Origin of the sequence: Kosakonia sp. ML.JS2a, from assembly GCF_025642095.1 — a bacterium.
GTDB lineage: Bacteria > Pseudomonadota > Gammaproteobacteria > Enterobacterales > Enterobacteriaceae.
Map to the genome: position 1 here is coordinate 3,096,748 of NZ_CP106754.1, position 22,926 is coordinate 3,119,673.

The following is a 22,926-nucleotide window of genomic DNA, read 5'->3' on the forward strand; positions in this document are numbered from 1 at the left end:
TAACCAGACATGTAAAAAAGTATAAATCTCAGATAAGTGACGCCGCCAACGAAGGGGAGCCTGATGAGAATACCGCGCCGGTGGCGGCTGGCAAGAGGGAATGTAAGAAAAACCGCCGGCTCTGCCCACCACGTAAAACGTTGGATGGGCAAAACCGGCGGTCTTAAGAGGGGGCTGAATTACTCAGCGGGTTCAGGAGGCATTTTACCTTCCGGCGCCGGACGTTCTGTCAGACGCTTCTCAAAATTAGCATTGAACTGCTTTTTCTGCTCCGGCGTCAGAATATTGTAAATCTTGTTCTGAGTTTCCATATGCGCCAGCATGCCGGCTTTGTGCTGCTCTTCCATTTTGGCGATTTGCGCTTCCGCTTTCGCTTTATCGAAGCTATCGCTGGCAATCAGGTCATGCATGGCACGCATCTCTTCCACCGGCGGACGTTTCATTGCGTCGCGCTGGCTTTTCATAATGTCGCGGATCTGCTGTTTCTGCGCATCGGTCAGATTCAGATCTTTAAACATCATTTCGTGCGGCCCCTTCGGTCCCTTGTGATGCATCATCGGTCTGCCGTCTGCAGGCGCCGTCGTCGTGTCAGCAGCGTGTGCCAGGTTAGCGGCGCCGAAAGCCAGGGTAGAGGCAACAAACAGGGCGGTTAATTTACGCATAATTTTATTCCTTACTTCGGTTTTACTTACGGCGGTTGCCGTGTTGACGCTATTTACTCTACCGTCTTTATCGTCAATTAATCAGAGCGACGGTAAAACAATGAAAGTGTAAATAACGTTTTTACGTCAAATAAGGAGGAAATAAGGATAAACCGTGGAGAGTTGAGAATTAAATATTCAACATACTGATTCAGAAGGAATTATGAAGAAGTATAAATCAGGCTCACTTATAAATAAAGCCGTCAACCAGGATAAATCCGTAATTTATTCATAATAGTGATAAAAATAAGCCCCGCGATTGCGGGGCTGAATAATTACTCTATTTTCTCCAGCATTAATCCCGCACGTAAACCAATGGCAACATTCGGGTTGGGGAACAGGACATACTCCTGTTGATGCTGCACCACATAACGCTCACCGCGATCTTCCGCCAGCAACGTGCCGGCCTCAAAAGGGGTAAAGTTCAGCGTCTCCGCCGACATATACAGTTTGAACGCTTCACTGCGGCGGGTCAGTTGCTGCACCACCCGATAACGCAACGGCGGACTTTCGGTATCCGGCGCAGGCTCCCCGGCTAATAATGCCGCCAGCGCCCAGGCGGTTCGCTGGAACTGGCTTAAGTCATTTTCCCCAAACGGCAGCGCCTTACCCAGCTCCAGCGTGCAGGCCAGCGCGTCAAACGTTTCGCAACTGTAATGGGTAAAGGTCCCCCCAGGCGACTGATGAAACACCAGCGCCTCCATGCCCGCGCCGCCGAGCCACTCGAGAAACAGCTCATCCCAGGGTTCCATTCGCACCGGAAGTACACCAAAGCGTATATGGTGCGAACCGCGAATGGCAGTATGTAAATCGAGATGCCAGCGCACCCCGTCGCCGTCAGCGAAGAAGTGCGTCAATGCCCGCTCCAGCTGCGCCGCACGCATCGTTTCATCACTGGGAGGCATTGATTGCCAGCGCCCGCCGAACAGGCGATTAAGATCGTTTTTCAGATAGCGTTTACCCTGCGCCAGCGCCTGCGGATTACCGAGCACCACCAGCAACCGCCAGGTCAGCGGCTGGATACCGGCAAACAGGTTCTTTAGCAGAATATCCAGCATCTCCACCGGCGCAGTCTCATTGCCGTGAATGGCGCAGGAGATCACCAGCGAGCGTCCGCAAGGCTGCGGCGGTACCAGTTCCAGGATCCCTTGCTCATGCCACAGCCAGTGAATTCCGCCTGACTCCCCTGACATTTTACGCGGGATGTCGCCCGATAAGGTTGCGGCAAGAAAGTTATCCATACGGCCTCCTGTTAACGCTGGAATGGATAAACGGACCCCAGATGCAACAACTGCGTCAACCGATCCAGCGCTTCGCGCCCTTCACGCAATAACTGCGGATCAGCCAAATCAGCCTGTGTCAGACGATCGCGATAATACCGATCGACCCAGTTATTGAGGGTCGTAAACAGACTGTCATTCATCATTACCGCCGAGTTAACCGCCTGCTGCTCGGCGTCGGTCAGCACCACGCGCAGGCGTAAACACGCCGGCCCCCCGCCGTTAGCCATACTTTCCCGCAGATCGAAGACCTGCAACTCGCTCACCGGGTTATCCTGCGCCAGCAGTGCATTCAGATAACGCCAAACGCCCGCGTGTGTCTGCGACTCCTGTGGCAATACCAGCATCATGCTGCCATCGTCACGACTCAGTAGCTGGCTGTTAAACAGATACGTTGCCACTGCATCCGCCACCGACACCGCGCTGTCCGGCACCTCAATGGCCATAAATCCCGGTACCCGCGCCTGCAACTCCGCCAGCAAACGCGGCTGGTCGACAAAAGCGTGTTCGTGGCAAAACAGAACCTGTCGGTTCGACACCGCAATCACATCATTATGAAACACACCCTGATCGATGACGTCCGGGTTTTGCCGGGCGAACAGCACCTGCTGTGGCCTGACCTGATTGATACGGGCGATCGCCTGGCTGGCTTCCAGCGTCTGGCGCGCCGGATAGCGCGCAGGCGCAGTTTGCGCACTCTCTTCCCGGCCGTAGACAAAGAGCTGCACACCCGGCTCGCCATAATCGCCACCAAAACGGTTATGGTTTGCCGCGCCTTCGTCGCCGAACATCGCTACCTGCGGCAACGCCGGATGCACGGAAAAATGCGCGTCATCACGAAAGATTGCGCGTAACACTGCTTCGGTCGTGGGCGCTTCTATGGCACGGTGGAATTTATTGTTCAGACTGGCGACCGTCAGATGCACTTTCCCATCGAGGGAATCCGCTGACGGGCAGATCGTCGCCGCATTCGCCACCCACATCGCAGATGCGGAACTGGCAGCGGACAACAGATGCGGCGCCTGTGCTGCCGCTTTCGCCAGCACCTGCTCATCGCTGCCGCTAAAGCCCAACTGGCGCAATACCGGCAAGCAAGGGCGCTCATGCGGTGGGATCACCCCCTGCGGAAAGCCCGCATCCGCCAGCGCCTTCATTTTCAACAACCCCTGCTTTGCCGCCAGCCGCGGGTTTGACTGCTGAAAACGGTGTCTGGTCGAGGCTTCGTTGCCAAACGACAGCCCCGCATAGTGGTGCGTTAAACCGACCAGACCGTCAAAATTCACCTCACGCGCTTTCATGGCTGCTCCTCGCGGGAAAAATCCAGACCGGGACTGAGCGTCTGCGGCAGCGTTAAATCCGCCGTTTCAAGGCTCGCCATCGGCCAGGCGCAGTAGTCTGCGGCATACCATGCGCTGGCGCGGTGGTTACCGGATGCGCCAACGCCGCCAAAGGGCGCGGTACTGGCTGCGCCAGTCAGCGGTTTATTCCAGTTAACGATCCCGGCGCGCGCTTCCAGCAAAAGCTGGTCGAATTTTTCCCGGTCGGGGGAGATCAACCCGCAGGCCAGGCCATAGCGGGTGTCATTTGCCAGCGCGATGGCGTCCTGATAGGCATCGTAGCGCCATACGCACAGCAGCGGGCCAAAAACCTCTTCATCCGGCACCTGATCCACACCGGTCATATCAATAATCCCTGGCGTCAGCAAAGAGGTGCCTTCAGCAAGCATACGCGGCGCGAGTAGGGTTTTCCCTCCACGTGCTTCATGCGCTTGCCAGGCCTGATAAACGTGCTGCGCCGCCTGTTGCGAAATCAGTCCCCCCAAGAACGGTTGAGGTTCCGCGTTCCAGGCTTGCGGGATCAGACGCGCACTCACCGCCACCAGGCGTTCAAGGAAGGCATCACCGGCCGCCGACCGCTTAACCAGCAAGCGGCGGGCACAGGTACAGCGCTGCCCGGCGGTGATAAATGCTGACTGGATCGCCAGGTGCACAGCGGCATCAATATCGTCAGGATCTTCAACAATCAGCGGGTTATTGCCGCCCATCTCCAGCGCGAGGATCTTCTCCGGTTGCCCGGCAAGCTGGCGGTGCAACTGGTAACCGGTATGCGCGCTGCCGGTAAACAGCAAGCCGTCCAGCCCCGGTAAAGCACTCAGCGCTTGCCCGGTTTCACGCCCACCCTGTAGCAGGTTGAGCACCCCGGCAGGTAACCCCGCCTGCTCCCATAATTTCACCACCGCCTCACCGCTCCACGGCGTCAGCTCACTGGGTTTAAACAGCAGCGTATTTCCCGCCAGCAACGCCGGAATAATATGGCCATTCGGCAAATGTCCCGGAAAGTTATAGGGGCCAAATACCGCCAGCACACCGTGCGGGCGATGGCGAAGCGTGGCCGCGCCGTCGGCCATTTCAGTGTGCTGTTCTCCGGTGCGGGTGTGGTAAGCCTTCACCGAAATCGCGGCTTTATTGATCATCGCGGTGACTTCCGTTAACGCTTCCCAGCGCGGTTTCCCCGTTTCACGGGCGATGATCTCCGCCAGTGCCTGTTTGTTGGCCTCCAACAGCGCGGCAAATGTTTCCACTATCGCCTGCCGTTCGCTGAAAGGCTGCCGCGCCCACAGCGGGAACGCCGCTCGCGCCGCCTGATAGGCCTGTTCAACCTGCGCGGCATCGGCATCAAAACCGTGCCACAGTGCTTCGTGACTCACCGGATTGGTCTTCACACGGCGTTCGCCCTGACCGGTTACCCAGTCGCCATTAATCCAGTTACTCATTTTGTTTTCTCCTCGGCGCAAAGGCGAACCAGTCGTACGGTGTCGCCCGGCTGGCATTTCAACGCATCCAGCTCTGCTGGTGTGAGCAACAACCGCTCTGTGGCGGGGTCCGCTTTAATAAGCATGGCGCGGAATTGCTGGTATTGCTCATTGGCAACAATACAGGCAGGCCATTCGCCTGGTGCCCGTTGCCCCTCGCCGGTTCCCACCAGACGGCTTTTGCGGATCGCCCGCACATGGTCGATATCGCACTCAAGCGTTGGCCCACCGTCGAAAATGTCGACGTAATTGCGGTAGCGGAAACCCTCTTTCTCCAGAACGGTCCGGGCAGGCGCGGTTTGCGGGTGCACCTCGCCAATCACCGCCTGCGCCTCTTCGCTGAGAAAATGGGTATAGATCGGATGCTTGGGCATCAGCTCAGCAATAAACGCCTTTTGCCCGGTACCGCACAGATAATCCGCCCGGCTGAACGCCATCGAAAAAAAGCGCTTGCCCAGACTTTCCCAGAACGGGGAATAACCGTGTTCGTCAATCACCCCACGCATCTCGGCCACCACTTTTTCATTAAAGCAGTCGCGGAACGCCGCCATAAACAGAAAGCGGGATTTGGACAACAGATAACCGTTTCCCTCTTTACGCCAGCCGGGGTCAAGAAACAGTGTGCAAAGTTCACTGCTGCCGGTGTGGTCATTACTGAGAAACAGCGTGGGCAGCGCGTTATAGACGTTCAGCTCTTTCGATGCATGCACCTGCGTGCCCACCCGGTAGTTATACCAGGGATCGTTGAGGCCAACGGCGACTTCGATGGCGCAAATCCCCGCCACATCTCCGCTTTGCGTATCTTCCAGCACAAACACATAACCCTGCTCGCTTTTCGGCAGTTCGCCGGCCCAGGTCTGGCGAGCGCGCTCAATGCGCGCGGACAACGTGGCTTCATCCACCGGTAATGAGGTCAAACCGCCGCCGGTTTTCCCGGCGAGGGACATTAACGCAGATAAATCGCCGCTGGCGACAGGACGGATCACCATCATGATGAGGACCCCGCAATAAATTTTTCACAGGCGCGGGCAAAGCGCGCAAGCCCGGTGCGGATCTCCTCCTCGCTGATATTCAGCGCAGGCGCGAAACGCACCACATTCACCCCGGCAATCAGTATCATTGCCCCTTCGGTTGCCGCCAGTTGCGCAATCTGTTTCGCACTGCCGGTATGCTCCGCAGCCAACTGGCAGCCGATCAACAACCCCAAACCGCGGATCTCGCTAAACAGGTGATAGCGGTTATTCAATGCGGTCAGTTGTTCCGTCAGCCACTGATGGCGCTGCTTAACCCCATCGAGGGTTTCGCGGGTGTTGACGATATCCAGTACCGCGCCCGCCACGGCCCCTGCCAGCGGGTTGCCGCCATAAGTCGTGCCATGGGTGCCCACATTCATCACGCGGCCAAACTCTTCAGTGGTGAGCATTGCGCCAATCGGGAAACCGCCACCCAGCGCCTTGGCCGTGGTGAGGACATCCGGCGTGACGCCATAGTGCATATAGGCATACAGCTCGCCGGTACGGCCAACGCCGGTTTGCACTTCGTCAAAGATCAACAGCGCATGATGGCGGTCACACAGTTCGCGCAACCCCTGTAAAAAAGCCGTCGTGGCCGGTAAAACACCGCCCTCGCCCTGTATCGGCTCCACAATCACGGCGCAGGTGTCGTCATTGATCAACTCGCGGGCGGAGGCTAAATCGTTGTAGACCGCATGACGGATTTCCGGCGGTAGCGGCGCGAAATCCTGCGAATATGCAGGCTGCCCCCCGGCGCTAACGGTAAACAGCGTGCGACCGTGGAACGCATTTTTGAAGGCCACAATACCGCTCTTCTGCGAGCCTGCGGTGTCGTGCGCATATTTGCGCGCCAGCTTCAGCGCCGCTTCATTGGCCTCGGCACCCGAGTTACAAAAGAAGGCGCGATCGGCAAACGTCGCGTCCAGCAACCGCTTCGCCAGCTTCAGCACCGGCTCATTGGTGTAGCCGTTACCCGTATGCCAGAACTTCGCCGCTTGCTCGCTCAGCGCCTTGCAAAGCGCCGGGTGCGCATGACCCAGTGCGTTGACCGCGATGCCGCCAGCGAAGTCGATATACTCTTTCCCCTGCTGATCCCATAAGCGTGAACCTTCACCGCGAACCGGGATAAAAGGCGCTGGCGCGTAGACTGGCAACATCCATTGATCAAAATTTTCACGCGTAATTGACATAGACATAGCGACCTCATCCGGTAAATGAATAGTTGATTAAATGTTAATAAATATGAACTCTTTCGCTGTAAATGTAGATTGCACAGTTCATGCCAGCTAGCTGTAAAAATGCATAAACGGCGTTCAACAACATTATTTCAATGGCTTACAACCTGTCGTTATTCATTTTATTTGCATAAAAAGTGAATAAAATGACATCAGATAGTGATGGCAGGCGGGATGAGGCGAGAGTTTATGCAATAAGAATAATTAATAACGGAACTGTGATCATCAGCGAAATTAATTTTCATCACCTGCCCTGTTTTAGCGCAACCTGCCCATAAACAGGGCAGCCGGGGTGTTTTTTGTTCAAAGACGTGGGCGAATCAGGGGCGGTGCCAATAAGTGGCAGTTGCGAAACATAAACTCTGCTAACATCTTTGCATCTTTCACTCTGCTAAGTGGCTGCGACTATGAAATTCGTCTCTTTTAATATCAATGGCCTGCGCGCCCGACCTCACCAACTTGAAGCGCTTGTGGAACAGCATCAACCGGATGTTATCGGACTGCAGGAAACGAAAGTGCACGACGATATGTTTCCGCTCGAAGAGGTGGCGCGCCTTGGGTACAACGTGTTTTACCACGGGCAGAAAGGCCACTATGGGGTCGCACTGCTGACCAAGGACACCCCAATTTCGGTACGCCGTGGTTTTCCTAACGACGGTGAAGAAGCCCAACGCCGCATTATTATGGCGGAGGTCCCTTCGCCACTCGGCAATATCACCGTGATCAACGGCTACTTCCCGCAGGGCGAAAGTCGCGACCATCCGCTGAAATTTCCGGCAAAAGAGAAGTTTTACCAGGATCTGCAACAGTTCCTTGAAACCGAGCTGAAAAAAGAGAACCCGGTGTTGATCATGGGCGACATGAACATCAGCCCGACGGATCTGGACATTGGCATTGGTGAAGAGAACCGCAAACGCTGGCTGCGCACCGGAAAATGCTCATTCCTGCCGGAAGAGCGTGAGTGGATGGAACGACTGAAAGGCTGGGGACTGGTGGATACCTTCCGCGAAGCTCACCCGGACACCCAGGATCGCTTCTCGTGGTTCGACTACCGCTCCAAAGGCTTTGATGACAACCGCGGCTTGCGCATCGATTTGCTGCTGGCAAGCCAGCCGCTGGCCGAACGTTGCATCGAAACCGGAATCGACTACGACATCCGCAGCATGGAAAAACCCTCCGATCATGCACCGGTGTGGGCCAAATTTAAGGTCTGATCCGAATGTCACCACCGCGTCCGCTCAATCCGTGGGTCACAACACAGTGGCTGGATGATGTTCTCCGCCAGCGCCAGACACCCGCCAGCCTCGTCGGAGAATGGCGGGTGCTGGAAGTAGGCTGTGACCACGGAGCAGCGTATCGCAGCGGGCACATTGCTGGTGCGGGGTATATCGACACCCATGAGGTGGAAAGCCTGCCGTTGTGGAACGTGGTGCCGCCGGAGACCCTGCGCACGGTGTTAGCACGACACGGCCTGCGGTTTGATACGCAGGTGATTCTGTATGGCCGCCAGAATTACGCGGCGGAACGACTGGCGCATATTTTATTGTATGCCGGCGTCCAGAATGTGCGCCTGCTGGATGGCGGCTGGCAATGCTGGCAACAGGCCGGGTTGGCACAGATTGCAGGTTCTCCACCAATGGTGACGCCACAGGATTTTGGTGCACCACTCCCCGCGCAACCGCAGTTGCTGCGCAATCTGGCGCAAACCCGCGCGTTGCGCCAACGTGGTGATACCGTGCTGGTGAGCGTGCGCAGTTGGGCAGAGTTCAGCGGTGCGGTAAGCGGCTATGACTATATCACCGCTGCGGGCGATATTCCGGGCGCACGCTGGGGGCATGCAGAGGGTACGAGCCAGTATATCCACGCCTATCACAACCCGGATGGCACCCTGCGCCCGCCGCAGGAGATCGCCGCATTGTGGGCGAAAGAGGCAATCTGCCCGGCTCAGGGCGTGGTGTTTTATTGCGGTACAGGCTGGCGCGCCTCGCTCGCGTTTCTGGTTGCCTGGTCGCTGGGGTGGCAGGATATCGCCGTGTATGACGGCGGTTGGTTTGAGTGGAGTCAGCAGCATTAATGGGAACAATCTGGCAATGACAACAGTAAAAGCGCTTGATGTGGTGGCGGCGATTATTGAGCGCGACGGCAAAATTTTGCTCGCACAGCGCCCCGCGCAGGCCGATCAGGCCGGGTTATGGGAGTTTGCCGGTGGGAAAGTGGAACCCGGCGAAAGTCAGCCGCAGGCGCTGGCGCGCGAACTGCGTGAGGAACTGGGTATTGAGGCAGAACCGGCGCGCTATGTCGCCAGCCACCAGCGGGAAGTCTCCGGCCGCCTTATCACGCTGCATGCCTGGCATGTGGTGACATTCAGCGGTGAACCGCTGCGGCATTACCACAGTGCGTTGATATGGTGTACGCCCGCCGAAGCCCTGCAACACGCGCTGGCTCCGGCGGATATCCCTCTGCTGGAAGCTTTTATGGCTTCACGCGCCGCCAGACCAGCGGATTAGTGGACAGGGCTTTTTCATCACGCTGGCATTGCAGCAGCACGCCTTCCGTCTTGATCACCGCCCCTTCCGTATAGTTTTGATTGCCATACACGCAGCACTGAAGACAAGGCTGCGTTGTTTGCGTCTGCCCGCCGGAACTGAACACTTCCGGAGGGATATTCACTTCAACGCCGGGCGACGGTAAACGCTCAGCCAGCACACTACCGGATGCGGCAACCAGTACCACCGCAGCGATCCACCTGAAACGGGTCATAACCTGTCCTTTCTGATTGACTCCACTTATTACTATAACGGATCTATTTCGCAGGACTTTAATTTCCACCGTCATCGCTTTTAGTTATGACTCGGAGGCGGTTATTAATTTGCCTGGTGAGCGAATTTTTCCCTTGCGGCCTGCCGCATTGCGGATGTTATAGTCCGAAAGCGCCGTTTTTTTGCGCACAACAACACAAAATTCCCACCTATACGATAAGAGAAATTTATATCTATGGATCAGACCCACTCTCTTGAATCATTTCTCACTTATGTTCAACAACGCGATCCGCACCAGCCCGAGTTCTCCCAGGCCGTTCGTGAAGTCATGACAACCCTCTGGCCCTTCCTTGACGCGAACCCACGCTACCGCCAGTTTTCGCTGCTGGAACGGCTGGTGGAACCGGAGCGCGTCATTCAGTTCCGCGTGGCCTGGGTTGATGACCGTAACCAGGTGCAGGTTAACCGCGCCTGGCGTGTGCAGTTCAGCTCCGCCATCGGCCCGTACAAAGGCGGAATGCGTTTTCATCCTTCGGTGAATTTATCGATCCTCAAGTTCCTCGGCTTTGAGCAAACGTTCAAAAACGCCCTCACCACCCTGCCGATGGGCGGCGGTAAAGGCGGCAGCGATTTCGATCCTAAAGGCAAAAGCGATGGTGAAGTGATGCGCTTCTGCCAGGCGCTGATCAGCGAGCTGTATCGCCATCTGGGGGCGGATACCGACGTTCCGGCCGGGGATATTGGCGTTGGCGCGCGTGAAGTGGGCTTTATGGCCGGGATGATGAAAAAACTCGCCAACAACACCGCCTGCGTTTTTACCGGCAAAGGGCTCTCGTTTGGCGGCAGCCTGATCCGTCCGGAAGCCACAGGTTATGGACTGGTGTACTTTACCGAAGCCATGCTCAAGCGCCACGGTCTGGGTTTTGAAGGGCTGCGCGTCGCCGTTTCCGGTTCCGGTAACGTGGCGCAATACGCCATTGAAAAAGCGATGGCGTTTGGCGCACGGGTGATCACCGCGTCCGATTCTGCCGGTACCGTGGTGGATGAAGCGGGGTTTACTGCGGAAAAACTCGCACGTCTGTGTGAAATCAAAGCCAGCCGCGATGGACGCATTGCGGATTACGCCCGCGAATTCGGTCTGCCCTATCTCGCCGGTCAACAACCCTGGTCCGTGCCAGTGGATATCGCCCTGCCGTGTGCAACGCAAAATGAGCTGGATACCGACGCCGCCCGCGTGCTTATCGCCAACGGCGTAAAAGCCGTAGCGGAAGGGGCCAACATGCCAACTACCATCGAAGCCACGGAGCTGTTCCTTGACGCGGGCGTGCTGTTTGCGCCGGGCAAAGCCGCCAATGCAGGGGGCGTCGCCACCTCAGGTCTTGAAATGGCGCAAAACGCCGCCCGTCTGGGCTGGAAAGCAGAAAAAGTGGATGCCCGCCTGCACCATATCATGCTTGATATTCACCAGGCCTGCGTGGAGTACGGCGGAGAGGGTAAACAGACTCACTATGTGCGCGGTGCCAACATTGCGGGCTTTGTCAAAGTCGCCGATGCGATGATGGCTCAGGGTGTGATTTAACCCTGCTTCCGCAGACCGGATAGCGGCATCAATGCCTTATCCGGCCTGCGGTGCTACGAAACCGTCGCCTCTGCCTGAGGCGGCTGTTTTTTCCCCCGGCTTTTCGCAAAGGTTTTCTTCTTCTTCTCTCCACCAGGTGCCACCAGACCACGGAACTGACGCACCGGCGTATTGCGCGCCTGGTGAATCAACTCGTGCAGCGTGCCGACCAGCGGTTGCATAAAGTCCTGATAGCGGCACTCTTTTTCACTGATTTGCGTCAGCACCGACTCCCAGTGCGCGGTCATGTCCGGGCGCGCCGCCATTTCTGGCAGCGAGTGGATCAGCGCCCGTCCGGGATCGGTCGAATGAATATAGCGCCCCTTCTTCACCAGAAACCCACGTTTAAACAACAGCTCAATGATCCCGGCGCGGGTAGCTTCTGTGCCCAGACCATCGGTCGCGCGCAGGATCTTTTTCAGCTCCTTGTCCTGTACAAAACGCGCAATCCCGGTCATCGCGGAAAGCAGCGTGGCGTCGGTAAAATGGCGCGGCGGCTGAGTCTGACGCTCCACCACTTCGCCCTTTTCACACAGCAGCTCATCGCCTTTTGCAACCACCGGCAGCGGTGTGCCGTCGTTCTCTTCATCACGCTCTTTTGCGCCTAACAGCGTGCGCCAGCCCGCCTCCGCGAGGAACCGCGCTTTGGCGATAAACTTACCGTTGGCGATATCGAGATCGATCTGGCATTTGCGGAATACCGCATCCGGGCAGAATTGCATCAGATACTGGCGGGCCACCAGGTTGTAGATATTGGCTTCGTTGTCGGTGAGATTCACCTTTGAGGCGCGCGCGGTAGGAATAATCGCATGGTGCGCATCGACTTTTTTATCGTCCCAACAGCGGTTGCGGGTATCCGGGTTTACCACCGGTTGCGGCAGTAAACCCGGCGCGTGCGCGCCAATGGCGTTCATCACCGCATGCCGCCCGGCATAGTGCTCTTCCGGCAGATAACGGCAGTCCGAACGCGGATAGGTAATAAGCTTATGGGTTTCGTACAGCTTCTGGCAGATATCCAGCACGGTCTGCGCACTGAGCCCGTAACGCTTTGCGGCTTCAATTTGCAGTGCCGAAAGGGAAAACGGCAACGGCGCCAGTTCTGATTCCCGTTTATCGTTATAGGCTGTAACAAAGGCGGGCTGACCGTTGATGCGGTTGACCACATGCTCCGCCAGCGGGCGATGCAACAAGCGACCCTCTTCATCCTGGTAGGGTTCGCAGGCATCACTCGGCTGCCACAGCGCAGTAAACCGCTCCCCGGCGGGCGTAACGATATGCGCTTTAACCTCGAAGAAATCTTTCGCCACGAAGTTTTCAATCTCTTCGTCGCGACGCACCACCAGCCCCAGAACCGGCGTCTGCACACGCCCCACCGACAGCACGCCCTGATAACCGGCATTACGGCCGAGCAAGGTATAGGCGCGGGTCATGTTAATGCCGTACAGCCAGTCCGCACGCGCACGCGCCAGCGCCGACACGCACAGCGGAATAAACTCGCTGTTCGCCCGCAGGCGCTCGATCGCGCGTTCGACCGCTTGTGGGTTCAGATCGTTAATCAGACAGCGCTGCACCTGCTGGCGTTTTTCCGGGGCCAGTTGCAAGTAGTCAATCACTTCATCGACCAGCAGTTGCCCTTCACGATCCGGGTCACCTGCGTGCACCACCTGCTCCGCATCGGCCAGCAGACGTTTGATGACGTTGATTTGTTTCAACACCGATGGGCGTGGCTGCAACTGCCACTTTTCCGGCACGATCGGTAAATCCGCCAGATTCCAGCGCGCATAGCGACTGTCGTAGGCATCGGGCTGCGCCTGTTCCAGCAGGTGACCAATGCACCAGGTCACCACCTGGCCATTACCGCACTCAATATAGCCGTCGCCTTTGCGATGCGGCTTTGGCAGCACATCGGCAATGGCGCGGGCCAGACTGGGCTTTTCGGCAATAAATAACCGCATCGAATTAACGGATCTCAATCATCGGACGACCACCGCGGGCACCGACCAGCTCGCCAATGGCGCTCAGCTCAATGCCGTATTCCGCCGCCGTCGCTTTCACCTCGGCTTCGGCGTCCGGCAGCACGGCGAGCAGCAAACCGCCGGAGGTTTGCGGATCGCACAGCAGATCGCGCACATCCGCAGACATCTCGCCCATCAGGTGCCCGTAACTGGCAAAGTTACGTTGGGTACCGCCCGGCACCGCACCCTGTGCGATATACGCTTCCACGCCCGGCAATTTCGGCACATCCTGATACCAGACCTGCGCCTGTACGCCCGCGCCCTGGCACATTTCGCTCAGGTGACCGAGCAGGCCAAAGCCAGTGACATCGGTCATCGCTTTCACCCCCTCAATACCGGCAAAGGCCGCCCCGGCGACGTTCATCCGGCACATCACCTCTGTCGCTAGTCCTTTGTGTTCGTCTTTCAGCAGGGATTTTTTCTCGGCGGTGGTCAACACGCCAATGCCCAGCGGTTTGGTGAGGAACAGTTTGCAGCCAGCCTGCGCGGTGCTGTTTTTCTTCACCCGCTCCGTCGGTACCACGCCGGTCACCGCGAGGCCAAAAATAGGTTCCGGTGCATCAATGGAGTGACCGCCCGCCAGCGCAATCCCCGCCTGCTGGCAGGCAAAACGCCCGCCGTCGATCACTTCACGGGCGATCTCCGGCGCCAGTTTGCTGATTGGCCAGCCAAGAATCGCGATCGCCATAATTGGCTTACCGCCCATCGCGAAGATATCGCTGATGGCGTTCGTTGCCGCAATGCGGCCGAAGTCGAAGGGGTTATCGACAATAGGCATGAAAAAATCGGTGGTGCTGATAATGCAGGTGCCGTTACCCAGATCGTACACCGCCGCATCATCGCGTGTTTCGTTGCCAACAAGCAGGTTCGGGTCGAGAAACTTCGCCTGTTCGCTGTGCAGAATAGTATCCAGCACTTTGGGGGAAATTTTACAACCGCAACCGGCTCCGTGGCTGTATTGCGTTAAACGAATAGCTTGCTCGCTCATGGACATCTCCTGTCATTGCAATCCCGCTATGGTAGCGCCCAAACGGTAAAGTGATAAGTCTGGCAATCTGAATTCGCGTGCTGTTGCTCATTAAGCGTACGAAACCCGCCACTGTCACGCCTGTTTTTCCGTCGCGTCTGCCGCCGGTATGAATTCATCGGCCATTTTGCGAGCGACGCCAAGTTTATTTTTCACGAATTGTGACAGAAATATGACAGAGCCTGAGAGGGCAACGGACGTTATCCAACACCAAGGAACCACGGCGAATGAAAAAAAATATCCTCGCATTTTGTCTTGCCAGCCTGCTTTCTACCAGCGCACTGGCGTTAGTGCCTGCGGGCAACGACGCGACCACCAAACCCGATCTTTACTACCTGAAAAACGCCCAGGCTATCGACAGCCTTGCCCTGCTGCCGCCACCGCCGGAAGTGGGCAGCATTGCTTTTCTGAACGATCAGGCCATGTATGAGCAAGGCCGCTTGATACGTAACACCGAGCGGGGTAAACAGGCTGCCGAAGACGCCAACCTGAGCGCAGGCGGCGTGGCGAATGCCTTCTCAGCCGCGTTTGGTTCGCCAATTACCGAAAAAGAGGCGCCGCAGTTGCATAAGCTGCTGACCAACATGATTGAAGATGCCGGCGATCTGGCCACCCGTGGTGCCAAACAAAAATACATGCGTATTCGCCCGTTTGCCTTCTACGGCGTAGCAACCTGCAACACCAAAGAGCAGGATACGCTGGCGAAAAACGGTTCCTATCCTTCCGGCCATACGTCCATCGGCTGGGCAACCGCACTGGTGCTCGCGGAGATCAATCCGCAAAGGCAGGATCAGATCCTCAAACGCGGTTACGATCTGGGGCAAAGTCGGGTGATTTGTGGCTACCACTGGCAGAGCGATGTGGATGCTGCGCGTATTGTCGGCTCAGCGGTCGTGGCGACACTGCACACCAACCCGGCCTTCCAGCAGCAGTTGCAAAAAGCGAAAGACGAATTTGCCGCTCAGCACAAATAAACCTTAAGAATGGCCCGGCGGCGTAACGCTGACCGGGCCAGCAAACCCTGATTCTGGGTTCAGAAACGTGTCACAAACGGTGCGGTATCCGGCACGCTGACCGTGGTTGAGGCTTTTAACTGCGGGGTGCCAAGATAGAGGAAACCGACAATTTTATCCTGTGCGCCGCAGTCGAACGCTTCGCGAACCACCGGGCTGTCGGTCAACGGGCCGGTACGCCAGATCCCATTAAATCCCTGCGCCAGCGCAGCCATTTGCATTGCCATCACTGCGCAGCCTGCCGAGAGCAGCTGCTCCCATTGCGGTACTTTGTGATGTTCCTGACATTTTGCCACCACGGCAATAATCAGCGGCGCGCGAAACGGCGAGGTGCGCGCTTTTTCAATGCCCTTCTCATCCTGACCGGCTGCAATCGCCCCTTTCTCCAGCGTCTGGCTGAAGCGCTCGCGCCCTTCGCCCTCAATAACGAAGAAATGCCACGGTTGCAACGTGCCGTGATCCGGCGCACGCATACCTGCACGCAAAATGTTATCCAGTTGTTCACCCACCGGGGCCGGCTCCGCCAGCCGGGAAGCACTGCGACGGTTGACGAGCAGTTCAAGTGCATCCATTAGTTAAACTCCTGTATTGAAATTTGTTCATAAAATTAACACGGGCGTAGAATTTGTTACAGCGCCGGAGGCGATTCCTGCTGACAAGTGGCAGCAGGGTAATTAGGATAACCACACTTTGCCGCTCAGGGCAGCGGTGGACGTTAACTACCAGGGAGAATACATGCGAACCCTTTGGCGTTTTATTGCCGGTTTTTTTAAGTGGGCCTGGCGATTGCTGAACTTTATCCGCAATCTGGTGCTGAATCTGTTCTTTATCCTGTTGGTGCTGGTTGGTGTGGGCATCTGGATGCAACTCAGCGCTGGCAAAGCCGAGCACAGCAATCGTGGGGCTTTGCTGCTGGACATTTCCGGCGTGGTCGTCGATAAACCCAGCACCAGCAGCCGCCTGGGCGCGCTTGGTCGTCAGTTCTTTGGCGCCAGCTCCGATCGTCTGCAAGAGAACTCCTTGTTCGATATCGTCGAAACCATTCGCCAGGCGCAGGCCGATCGCAATATCACCGGTATTGTGATGGACCTGAAGAACTTCGCCGGGGCCGACCAACCGTCCATGCAATATATCGGCAAAGCGCTGCGTGCATTCCGCGACAGCGGCAAACCGGTCTATGCCGTGGCCGATAACTACAGCCAGGGCCAGTATTACCTTGCCAGTTTCGCCAATAAAATCTGGCTCTCACCGCAGGGCGTGGTTGATCTGCACGGTTTCGCCACGAACGGCCTGTACTACAAGTCACTGCTGGATAAGCTAAAAGTCACCACCCATGTGTTCCGCGTCGGCACGTATAAATCCGCCGTTGAACCGTTTATTCGTGACGATATGTCGCCAGCCGCGCGCGACGCGGATAGCCGCTGGATTAACGAGCTGTGGCAAAACTATCTCAATACCGTTGCCGCTAACCGCCAGATCACCGCTCAGCAGGTCTTCCCGGGCGCGCAAGCGATGCTCGATGGTCTGCGTAAAGCCGATGGCGACACCGCGAAATATGCGCTGGATAACAAGCTGGTGGACGAGCTGGGTTCCGCCGCCGATGCGGAAAAAGCACTGGTGAAACAGTTTGGCTGGAGCAGTGAAGATAAAAACTTCCGCGCCGTCAGCTTCTATGATTACCCGCTGAAAAACCCCAGCGATGCGGGCGATACCGTGGCGGTGATTTTTGCCAATGGTGCCATCATGGACGGTGAGGAAACGCCGGGGAACGTGGGCGGCGATACCACCGCTTCGCAAATCCGCGATGCGCGCCTGGATCCGAAAGTGAAAGCCATTGTGCTGCGCGTTAACAGCCCTGGCGGCAGCGTCAGCGCCTCTGAAGTTATCCGTTCCGAACTGGCGGCAGCAAAAGCGTCCGGCAAACCGGTGGTGGTTTCGATGGGCGGAATGGCGGCATCCGGTGGCTACTGGATTTCAACTCCGGCGAGCTACATTCTGGCAAATCCAAGTACGCTGACCGGCTCGATTGGTATCTTCGGCGTTATTAATACGCTGGAAAACAGCCTCGACAGCATTGGCGTGCATACTGATGGCGTGGCAACATCGCCGCTGGCGGATATCAGCATGACCAAAGCATTGCCGACGGAAGTGCAGCAGATGATGCAGATCAGCATCGAAAACGGCTACAAACGCTTTATCACGCTGGTCGCACAGTCGCGTAACAGCACGCCGGAACAGATCGATAAGATTGCACAAGGTCACGTCTGGACCGGTCAGGACGCGAAAGCCAACGGCCTGGTTGACGGGCTGGGCGATTTCGATGACGCGCTGGCAAAAGCCGCTGAACTGGCAAAACTCAAACAGTGGCACGTGGACTATTACGAAGAAGAACCGAGCTTCTTTGACCGGGTAATGGACAGCATGTCCGGTTCCGTTCGCGCCATGCTGCCGCAGGCATTACAGGCTTATCTGCCTGCGCCGCTGGCCAGCGCCGCGCTGGAAGTAAAAAATGAAACCGATAAGCTGGCGGTGTTCAACGATCCACAAAATCGTTATGCGCTCTGTCTGAACTGCGCCAATATCCGTTAACATATCCCTACGCGTCCCCTCCCTACGGAGGGGATTTTTTTGATGCCGCAAGAACCGATAATCATGCAAAAAAAATCCATTTACGTTGCTTACACTGGCGGGACCATTGGTATGCAACGCTCCGAACACGGCTATGTGCCGGTTTCTGGTCATCTGCAACGCCAGCTGGCGCTGATGCCTGAATTCCACCGTCCGGAAATGCCTGACTTTACCATCCACGAATATGATCCGCTGATGGATTCCTCCGATATGACGCCGGAAGATTGGCAACATATCGCGGACGATATCAAAGCGCATTACGATGAGTACGATGGTTTTGTCATTCTGCATGGTACCGACACCATGGCCTACACCGCGTCGGCACTGTCGTTTATGCTGGAAAATCTCGGCAAACCGGTGATTGTGACAGGGTCACAAATACCGCTGGCGGAGCTGCGCTCAGACGGTCAAATCAATCTGCTCAACGCGCTGTACGTCGCGGCAAATTTCCCGATCAACGAAGTGTCGCTGTTCTTCAATAACCGTCTGTTCCGGGGTAACCGCACCACCAAAGCCCATGCCGACGGTTTTGATGCTTTTGCTTCACCGAACCTCGCTCCGCTGCTTGAGGCTGGCATCCACATTCGCCGTCTCGGTACGCCGCCCGCCCCGCACACCTCCGGTGAACTGGTGGTGCATCCGATCACGCCGCAGCCGATTGGCGTGGTGACCATCTACCCAGGCATTTCCGCCGATGTGGTGCGTAACTTCCTGCGCCAGCCGGTTAAGGCGCTGATCCTCCGCTCGTATGGCGTGGGTAACGCGCCGCAAAATAGCGAATTCCTCCGCGAACTGCAAGAAGCCAGCTCACGCGGCATCGTGGTGGTGAACCTCACGCAGTGCATGTCCGGCAAGGTGAATATGGGCGGTTACGCCACCGGCAACGCCCTCGCCCATGCTGGCGTGATAGGCGGTGCGGATATGACGGTGGAGGCCACGCTGACTAAACTTCATTATCTGTTAAGCCAGGATTTGGACGCCGACGCGATCCGTACCGCGATGACGCAAAACCTGCGTGGTGAACTGACACCGGACGAGTGAGGAGAAAGCCATGACGCAACGCGCACTGCTGCTGGTGGATATTCAGAATGATTTCTGCGCGGGCGGCGCACTGGCGGTTGCCGAAGGCGACAGCACCGTGGATGTCGCCAACGCCATGATGGCGTGGTGTGTCGCGCGTGGCGACGCCGTGGTCGCCAGCCTCGACTGGCACCCGGCGGATCACGGCAGCTTCGCCAGTCAACATAGCGTTCCGCCCTTTAGCCTGGGCAAGCTGGATGGATTAGCACAAACCTTCTGGCCGGATCACTGCGTGCAGAACAGCGCTGGCGCGGAACTGCACCCGTTGCTCAGGCAACAGGCTATTGATGCGGTATTCCACAAAGGCGAAAACCCGCTGATTGACAGCTACAGCGCGTTTTTCGATAACGGTCACCGGCAGAAAACCGCGCTGGACGGCTGGTTGCGTCAGCATGGCGTCACCGAGCTGATAGTGCTGGGATTAGCCACCGATTACTGCGTCAAATTCACCGTACTGGATGCCCTGCAACTGGGTTACCAGGTCAATGTGATCACGGATGGCTGCCGTGGCGTGAATCTGGATCCGCAGGATAGCCCGCAGGCATTTATGGCAATGGCCGCGGCCGGCGCCACGCTCTATACGCTGGCGGACTGGCAGGAAACGCAGGGTGAATTGTAGTCGACCCTGTTTCAGGTGGAAGTGAGCTTCCGCCTGTTCTTTTCTGCCGGGCACAGTGCGATTATGACTTAAACGTCGCTATCGGTTTTGCCGCAATGCCAAAATCTTCTTTCAGTTGCTGCTTGCTCTTCATCACCATCTGCCCGTTGGTATCGATAGTCATGTGCTGCGCATCGGTGTTATTTCGCGCCTGCCACAGCATCACCAGTTGCAAGCTGTTCTCTTTTTGCTCCGGCGTCAGCGCGACGCCATCCGGCCATTTGCCTAATTCTACGGCGGTCACCAGACGCTGGTAGATCTCCGGCGTCATACTGTTAACGATTTGATCAACACTCATCCTGTTTAACTCCAATGGAATAATCGCTGAATCGATTTTTCAACCGCGTGTCTGGTCACCATTTTCCTCATCGGTGAAGCTCAACGACGCGGAGTTGACGCAATAACGCTCACCGGTAGGTTGTGGACCGTCCGGGAACACATGCCCGAGATGCGCGTCACATTTCCCGCAGCGAATTTCCACCCGCTGCATACCGTGAGAATAATCGTTGATATAGCGGATGGCCTCTTCGCTCACCGGTTCGAAAAAGCTCGGCCAACCGCAGCCGGAATCGTATTTGGTCTGAGAATGAAACAGCGCGGCATCGCACACCAGACAGTGATACACGCCGTCGCGTTTGTTATGCAGCAGACGCCCGGTAAACGGCGGTTCAGTGCCGTGATTTTGCGTCACATAAAACTGCATTTCCGTCAGATCTTTTTTCAGGTCGTTTTCAGAAGAATTATTCGCCATTTGCTCACATCTCACGCTAAAAACTCGACAACTTTTCAGCCCAATTCTAACAAAACATTAACACTCAGGTGTTAACTTTTGTTCTAAACTTAGCAGTTGCGTTAAAGCTGCCGGGGAATTGTGAGTAGCTTCACATTTTTATCCTGTCTGACCTTTAAAATTCCGGGCGGCGTCCCCATGTGTGGACATGCTCAAAGGAAGAGTGAGGCGAGTCAGTCGAACAAAGGTTATGCGGAGGATTGATTTGTCGCAATGATTGACACGATTCCGCTTGACGCTGCGTAAGGTTTTTGTAATTTTACAGCCAACCTTTTATTCACTAACAAATAGCTGGTGGAATATATGACTATCAAAGTAGGTATCAACGGTTTTGGCCGTATCGGTCGCATTGTTTTCCGTGCTGCTCAGGAACGTTCTGACATCGAAATCGTTGGTATCAACGATCTGTTGGACGCTGAATACATGGCGTACATGCTGAAATATGACTCCACTCACGGCCGTTTCAACGGTACCGTAGAAGTGAAAGACGGCCACCTGGTTGTTAACGGCAAAACCATCCGTGTTACTGCTGAGAAAGACCCGGCTAACCTGAAATGGAACGAAATCGGTGTTGACGTTGTTGCTGAAGCGACCGGTATCTTCCTGACCGACGAAACTGCACGTAAACACATCACCGCTGGCGCGAAAAAAGTTGTTCTGACTGGCCCGTCCAAAGACAACACTCCGATGTTCGTACGCGGTGCTAACTTCGAAACTTACGCTGGCCAGGACATCGTTTCCAACGCATCCTGCACCACCAACTGCCTGGCTCCGCTGGCAAAAGTTATCAACGACAACTTCGGCATCATCGAAGGTCTGATGACCACTGTTCACGCGACCACTGCAACCCAGAAAACCGTTGACGGCCCGTCTCACAAAGACTGGCGCGGCGGCCGCGGCGCAGCACAGAACATCATCCCGTCCTCTACCGGTGCTGCTAAAGCAGTAGGTAAAGTACTGCCGGAACTGAACGGCAAACTGACCGGTATGGCGTTCCGCGTTCCGACTCCGAACGTATCCGTTGTTGACCTGACCGTTCGTCTGGAAAAAGCAGCATCCTACGAAGAAATCAAGAAAGCCATCAAAGCCGCTTCTGAAGGCGCGATGAAAGGCGTTCTGGGTTACACCGAAGACGACGTTGTTTCTACCGATTTCAACGGCGAAATCTGCACTTCCGTGTTCGATGCTAAAGCGGGTATCGCACTGAACGACAACTTCGTGAAACTGGTTTCCTGGTACGACAACGAAACTGGCTACTCCAACAAAGTTCTGGACCTGATCGCTCACATCTCCAAATAAGTTGAGATGAGAACATGATCTGAAAGAGCGACTTCGGTCGCTCTTTTTTTGTTTTGAAGACAGAGGATTGCGTTAATGATTAATAAAATTTTTGCACTTCCGGTAGTCGAACAAATTACCCCCGTTCTTTCCCGCCGCAAAATGGACGACCTGGATGTGATCGTCGTCGACCATCCGCAGGTAAAAGGCTCCTTCGCCCTGCAGGGCGCGCATCTGCTCTCCTGGAAACCGCAAGGTGAAGAAGAAGTGTTGTGGCTGAGCGGCAATACCCCGTTTAAAAACGGCGTCGCGCTGCGTGGCGGCGTGCCTGTATGCTGGCCATGGTTTGGCCCGGCGAAAGAGCAAGGACTGCCTGCACACGGTTTTGCGCGTAATCTGCCATGGGTGCTGAAGGCCCATAACGAAGACGCTGCTGGCGTGGTGCTGACATTTGAACTGCAAAGCAGCGATGCCTCTCGCAAATTCTGGCCGCATGACTTCACGTTGTATGCCCGTTATAAGCTGGGCGCAACCTGTGAAATGGAGCTGGAAGCCCACGGTGAATTTGAAACCACGTCGGCTCTGCATACCTATTTCAACGTTGGCGATATCGCGGCGGTGAAAGTCAGCGGGCTGGGCGATCGCTTGATCGATAAAGTGAATGACGCAAAAGAAGATGTGCTGGCCGACGGTGTACAGACGTTCCCGGACCGTACCGATCGCGTCTATCTGAACGCAGAAGCCTGCAGCGTGATTCATGACGATGCGCTGAATCGCAAGATTGAAGTAATCCACAGCCACAATGCCAACGTGGTGGCGTGGAACCCGGGTCCGGCGCTTTCCGCCAGCATGACTGACATGCCGGATGACGGCTACAAGACCTTCGTGTGCGTGGAATCGGTCAATGCGACCGTACCGCAGAAAACCACCGAAGAGAAACCGTCCCGCCTGGCACAGACCATTCGCGTGGTTAAACGCTAATCACTGCGCTTACCCTCTCCCGGCGGAGAGGGTAAAAA

At 56.3% G+C, this 22,926-nt stretch carries 22 protein-coding genes; 10 read left to right on the plus strand and 12 right to left on the minus strand.

Annotation, left to right across the window (positions count from 1 at the left end; translation table 11 throughout):
• Positions 1-179: 179 nt before the first annotated feature.
• The 6 genes from spy to N7922_RS14770 form a co-directional block, all read right to left on the minus strand.
• Positions 180-662 carry an ATP-independent periplasmic protein-refolding chaperone Spy gene (spy, locus tag N7922_RS14745; RefSeq protein ID WP_263097017.1) on the minus strand — a complete coding sequence of 161 codons (483 nt, stop codon included), beginning with the start codon at positions 660-662 and terminating at the stop codon, positions 180-182.
• Positions 663-976: 314 nt separating this feature from the next.
• Positions 977-1,942 (minus strand): succinylglutamate desuccinylase, encoded by a 966-nt coding sequence (gene astE / locus N7922_RS14750; protein ID WP_263097018.1) that lies wholly within the window; start codon positions 1,940-1,942, stop codon positions 977-979.
• Positions 1,943-1,953: 11 nt separating this feature from the next.
• A complete protein-coding gene (gene astB, locus N7922_RS14755) occupies positions 1,954-3,279 on the minus strand; it encodes an N-succinylarginine dihydrolase (RefSeq protein WP_263097019.1) in 1,326 nt (441 codons plus the stop codon).
• Positions 3,276-4,754 carry a succinylglutamate-semialdehyde dehydrogenase gene (gene astD / locus N7922_RS14760; RefSeq protein ID WP_263097020.1) on the minus strand — a complete coding sequence of 493 codons (1,479 nt, stop codon included), beginning with the start codon at positions 4,752-4,754 and terminating at the stop codon, positions 3,276-3,278. The genes astB and astD overlap by 4 nt, the downstream gene beginning before the upstream one ends.
• Positions 4,751-5,785 (minus strand): arginine N-succinyltransferase, encoded by a 1,035-nt coding sequence (gene astA, locus N7922_RS14765; RefSeq protein ID WP_263097021.1) that lies wholly within the window; start codon positions 5,783-5,785, stop codon positions 4,751-4,753. Before astA ends, astD begins: the two co-directional genes overlap by 4 nt.
• Complete coding sequence (locus N7922_RS14770) at positions 5,782-7,002, minus strand: aspartate aminotransferase family protein (RefSeq protein ID WP_263097022.1); 1,221 nt, start codon at positions 7,000-7,002, stop codon at positions 5,782-5,784. The genes astA and N7922_RS14770 overlap by 4 nt, the downstream gene beginning before the upstream one ends.
• A gap of 446 nt (positions 7,003-7,448) precedes the next feature.
• On the opposite strand from N7922_RS14770, the gene xthA reads away from it, so the two are divergent.
• Genes xthA through N7922_RS14785 form a run of 3 tightly spaced genes read left to right on the plus strand, consistent with a single transcriptional unit; the run spans position 7,449 to position 9,548 of the window.
• Positions 7,449-8,255 (plus strand): exodeoxyribonuclease III, encoded by an 807-nt coding sequence (xthA, locus tag N7922_RS14775; protein WP_263097023.1) that lies wholly within the window; start codon positions 7,449-7,451, stop codon positions 8,253-8,255.
• Positions 8,256-8,260: 5 nt separating this feature from the next.
• Positions 8,261-9,115 (plus strand): sulfurtransferase, encoded by an 855-nt coding sequence (locus N7922_RS14780; RefSeq protein ID WP_263097024.1) that lies wholly within the window; start codon positions 8,261-8,263, stop codon positions 9,113-9,115.
• A gap of 16 nt (positions 9,116-9,131) precedes the next feature.
• Positions 9,132-9,548 carry a pyrimidine (deoxy)nucleoside triphosphate diphosphatase gene (locus tag N7922_RS14785; protein WP_263097025.1) on the plus strand — a complete coding sequence of 139 codons (417 nt, stop codon included), beginning with the start codon at positions 9,132-9,134 and terminating at the stop codon, positions 9,546-9,548.
• Here N7922_RS14785 and N7922_RS14790 read toward each other — a convergent pair.
• Complete coding sequence (locus N7922_RS14790; protein WP_061495037.1) at positions 9,514-9,801, minus strand: DUF1496 domain-containing protein; 288 nt, start codon at positions 9,799-9,801, stop codon at positions 9,514-9,516. The genes N7922_RS14785 and N7922_RS14790 overlap by 35 nt on opposite strands.
• Positions 9,802-10,035: 234 nt before the next feature.
• On the opposite strand from N7922_RS14790, the gene gdhA reads away from it, so the two are divergent.
• Positions 10,036-11,379, plus strand: coding sequence for an NADP-specific glutamate dehydrogenase (gdhA, locus tag N7922_RS14795; RefSeq protein WP_263097026.1), 1,344 nt, complete (start codon positions 10,036-10,038; stop codon positions 11,377-11,379).
• 53 nt (positions 11,380-11,432) lie between these two features.
• Here gdhA and N7922_RS14800 read toward each other — a convergent pair whose 3' ends face one another.
• Positions 11,433-13,373, minus strand: a complete 1,941-nt coding sequence (locus N7922_RS14800) for a DNA topoisomerase III (protein ID WP_263097027.1) — start codon at positions 13,371-13,373, stop codon at positions 11,433-11,435.
• Between the two features lie 4 nt (positions 13,374-13,377).
• Entirely contained in the window at positions 13,378-14,421 is a 1,044-nt protein-coding gene (gene selD, locus N7922_RS14805; RefSeq protein WP_263097028.1) for a selenide, water dikinase SelD, read from the minus strand.
• A 266-nt stretch (positions 14,422-14,687) separates the two neighbouring features.
• Between selD and phoC the strand changes: the two genes are divergently transcribed.
• Positions 14,688-15,434, plus strand: a complete 747-nt coding sequence (gene phoC, locus N7922_RS14810; protein WP_263097029.1) for an acid phosphatase PhoC — start codon at positions 14,688-14,690, stop codon at positions 15,432-15,434.
• 59 nt (positions 15,435-15,493) lie between these two features.
• Here the strand turns inward: phoC and N7922_RS14815 are convergent, their stop codons facing one another.
• On the minus strand, positions 15,494-16,045 hold the full coding sequence (locus N7922_RS14815; protein WP_263097031.1) for an NAD(P)H nitroreductase: 552 nt from the start codon (positions 16,043-16,045) through the stop codon (positions 15,494-15,496).
• Positions 16,046-16,208: 163 nt separating this feature from the next.
• On the opposite strand from N7922_RS14815, the gene sppA reads away from it, so the two are divergent.
• The 3 genes from sppA (at position 16,209) to pncA (ending at position 19,800) form a co-directional block, all read left to right on the plus strand.
• Positions 16,209-18,062, plus strand: coding sequence for a signal peptide peptidase SppA (gene sppA, locus N7922_RS14820; RefSeq protein ID WP_263097032.1), 1,854 nt, complete (start codon positions 16,209-16,211; stop codon positions 18,060-18,062).
• A 63-nt stretch (positions 18,063-18,125) separates the two neighbouring features.
• A complete protein-coding gene (gene ansA, locus N7922_RS14825) occupies positions 18,126-19,142 on the plus strand; it encodes an asparaginase (protein ID WP_263097034.1) in 1,017 nt (338 codons plus the stop codon).
• 10 nt (positions 19,143-19,152) lie between these two features.
• On the plus strand, positions 19,153-19,800 hold the full coding sequence (pncA, locus tag N7922_RS14830) for a bifunctional nicotinamidase/pyrazinamidase (RefSeq protein WP_263097035.1): 648 nt from the start codon (positions 19,153-19,155) through the stop codon (positions 19,798-19,800).
• Between the two features lie 61 nt (positions 19,801-19,861).
• Here pncA and N7922_RS14835 read toward each other — a convergent pair whose 3' ends face one another.
• On the minus strand, positions 19,862-20,137 hold the full coding sequence (locus N7922_RS14835) for a YeaC family protein (RefSeq protein ID WP_263097036.1): 276 nt from the start codon (positions 20,135-20,137) through the stop codon (positions 19,862-19,864).
• A gap of 39 nt (positions 20,138-20,176) precedes the next feature.
• Complete coding sequence (msrB, locus tag N7922_RS14840) at positions 20,177-20,590, minus strand: peptide-methionine (R)-S-oxide reductase MsrB (RefSeq protein WP_263097037.1); 414 nt, start codon at positions 20,588-20,590, stop codon at positions 20,177-20,179.
• A gap of 342 nt (positions 20,591-20,932) precedes the next feature.
• Between msrB and gapA the strand changes: the two genes are divergently transcribed.
• Both gapA and N7922_RS14850 read left to right on the plus strand, forming a co-directional pair.
• A complete protein-coding gene (gene gapA, locus N7922_RS14845; RefSeq protein ID WP_263097038.1) occupies positions 20,933-21,928 on the plus strand; it encodes a glyceraldehyde-3-phosphate dehydrogenase in 996 nt (331 codons plus the stop codon).
• Between the two features lie 75 nt (positions 21,929-22,003).
• Positions 22,004-22,888 (plus strand): D-hexose-6-phosphate mutarotase, encoded by an 885-nt coding sequence (locus N7922_RS14850; protein ID WP_263097040.1) that lies wholly within the window; start codon positions 22,004-22,006, stop codon positions 22,886-22,888.
• The last annotated feature ends 38 nt before the right edge of the window (positions 22,889-22,926 follow it).

What these genes read in the sequence shown, in the direction of transcription:
- spy (WP_263097017.1), bottom strand. Translation starts at nt 662, where the DNA reads ATGCGTAAATTAACCGCCCTGTTTGTTGCCTCTACCCTGGCTTTCGGC.
- astE (WP_263097018.1), bottom strand. Translation starts at nt 1,942, where the DNA reads ATGGATAACTTTCTTGCCGCAACCTTATCGGGCGACATCCCGCGTAAA.
- astB (WP_263097019.1), bottom strand. Translation starts at nt 3,279, where the DNA reads ATGAAAGCGCGTGAGGTGAATTTTGACGGTCTGGTCGGTTTAACGCAC.
- astD (WP_263097020.1), bottom strand. Translation starts at nt 4,754, where the DNA reads ATGAGTAACTGGATTAATGGCGACTGGGTAACCGGTCAGGGCGAACGC.
- astA (WP_263097021.1), bottom strand. Translation starts at nt 5,785, where the DNA reads ATGATGGTGATCCGTCCTGTCGCCAGCGGCGATTTATCTGCGTTAATG.
- N7922_RS14770 (WP_263097022.1), bottom strand. Translation starts at nt 7,002, where the DNA reads ATGTCTATGTCAATTACGCGTGAAAATTTTGATCAATGGATGTTGCCA.
- xthA (WP_263097023.1), top strand. Translation starts at nt 7,449, where the DNA reads ATGAAATTCGTCTCTTTTAATATCAATGGCCTGCGCGCCCGACCTCAC.
- N7922_RS14780 (WP_263097024.1), top strand. Translation starts at nt 8,261, where the DNA reads ATGTCACCACCGCGTCCGCTCAATCCGTGGGTCACAACACAGTGGCTG.
- N7922_RS14785 (WP_263097025.1), top strand. Translation starts at nt 9,132, where the DNA reads ATGACAACAGTAAAAGCGCTTGATGTGGTGGCGGCGATTATTGAGCGC.
- N7922_RS14790 (WP_061495037.1), bottom strand. Translation starts at nt 9,801, where the DNA reads ATGACCCGTTTCAGGTGGATCGCTGCGGTGGTACTGGTTGCCGCATCC.
- gdhA (WP_263097026.1), top strand. Translation starts at nt 10,036, where the DNA reads ATGGATCAGACCCACTCTCTTGAATCATTTCTCACTTATGTTCAACAA.
- N7922_RS14800 (WP_263097027.1), bottom strand. Translation starts at nt 13,373, where the DNA reads ATGCGGTTATTTATTGCCGAAAAGCCCAGTCTGGCCCGCGCCATTGCC.
- selD (WP_263097028.1), bottom strand. Translation starts at nt 14,421, where the DNA reads ATGAGCGAGCAAGCTATTCGTTTAACGCAATACAGCCACGGAGCCGGT.
- phoC (WP_263097029.1), top strand. Translation starts at nt 14,688, where the DNA reads ATGAAAAAAAATATCCTCGCATTTTGTCTTGCCAGCCTGCTTTCTACC.
- N7922_RS14815 (WP_263097031.1), bottom strand. Translation starts at nt 16,045, where the DNA reads ATGGATGCACTTGAACTGCTCGTCAACCGTCGCAGTGCTTCCCGGCTG.
- sppA (WP_263097032.1), top strand. Translation starts at nt 16,209, where the DNA reads ATGCGAACCCTTTGGCGTTTTATTGCCGGTTTTTTTAAGTGGGCCTGG.
- ansA (WP_263097034.1), top strand. Translation starts at nt 18,126, where the DNA reads ATGCAAAAAAAATCCATTTACGTTGCTTACACTGGCGGGACCATTGGT.
- pncA (WP_263097035.1), top strand. Translation starts at nt 19,153, where the DNA reads ATGACGCAACGCGCACTGCTGCTGGTGGATATTCAGAATGATTTCTGC.
- N7922_RS14835 (WP_263097036.1), bottom strand. Translation starts at nt 20,137, where the DNA reads ATGAGTGTTGATCAAATCGTTAACAGTATGACGCCGGAGATCTACCAG.
- msrB (WP_263097037.1), bottom strand. Translation starts at nt 20,590, where the DNA reads ATGGCGAATAATTCTTCTGAAAACGACCTGAAAAAAGATCTGACGGAA.
- gapA (WP_263097038.1), top strand. Translation starts at nt 20,933, where the DNA reads ATGACTATCAAAGTAGGTATCAACGGTTTTGGCCGTATCGGTCGCATT.
- N7922_RS14850 (WP_263097040.1), top strand. Translation starts at nt 22,004, where the DNA reads ATGATTAATAAAATTTTTGCACTTCCGGTAGTCGAACAAATTACCCCC.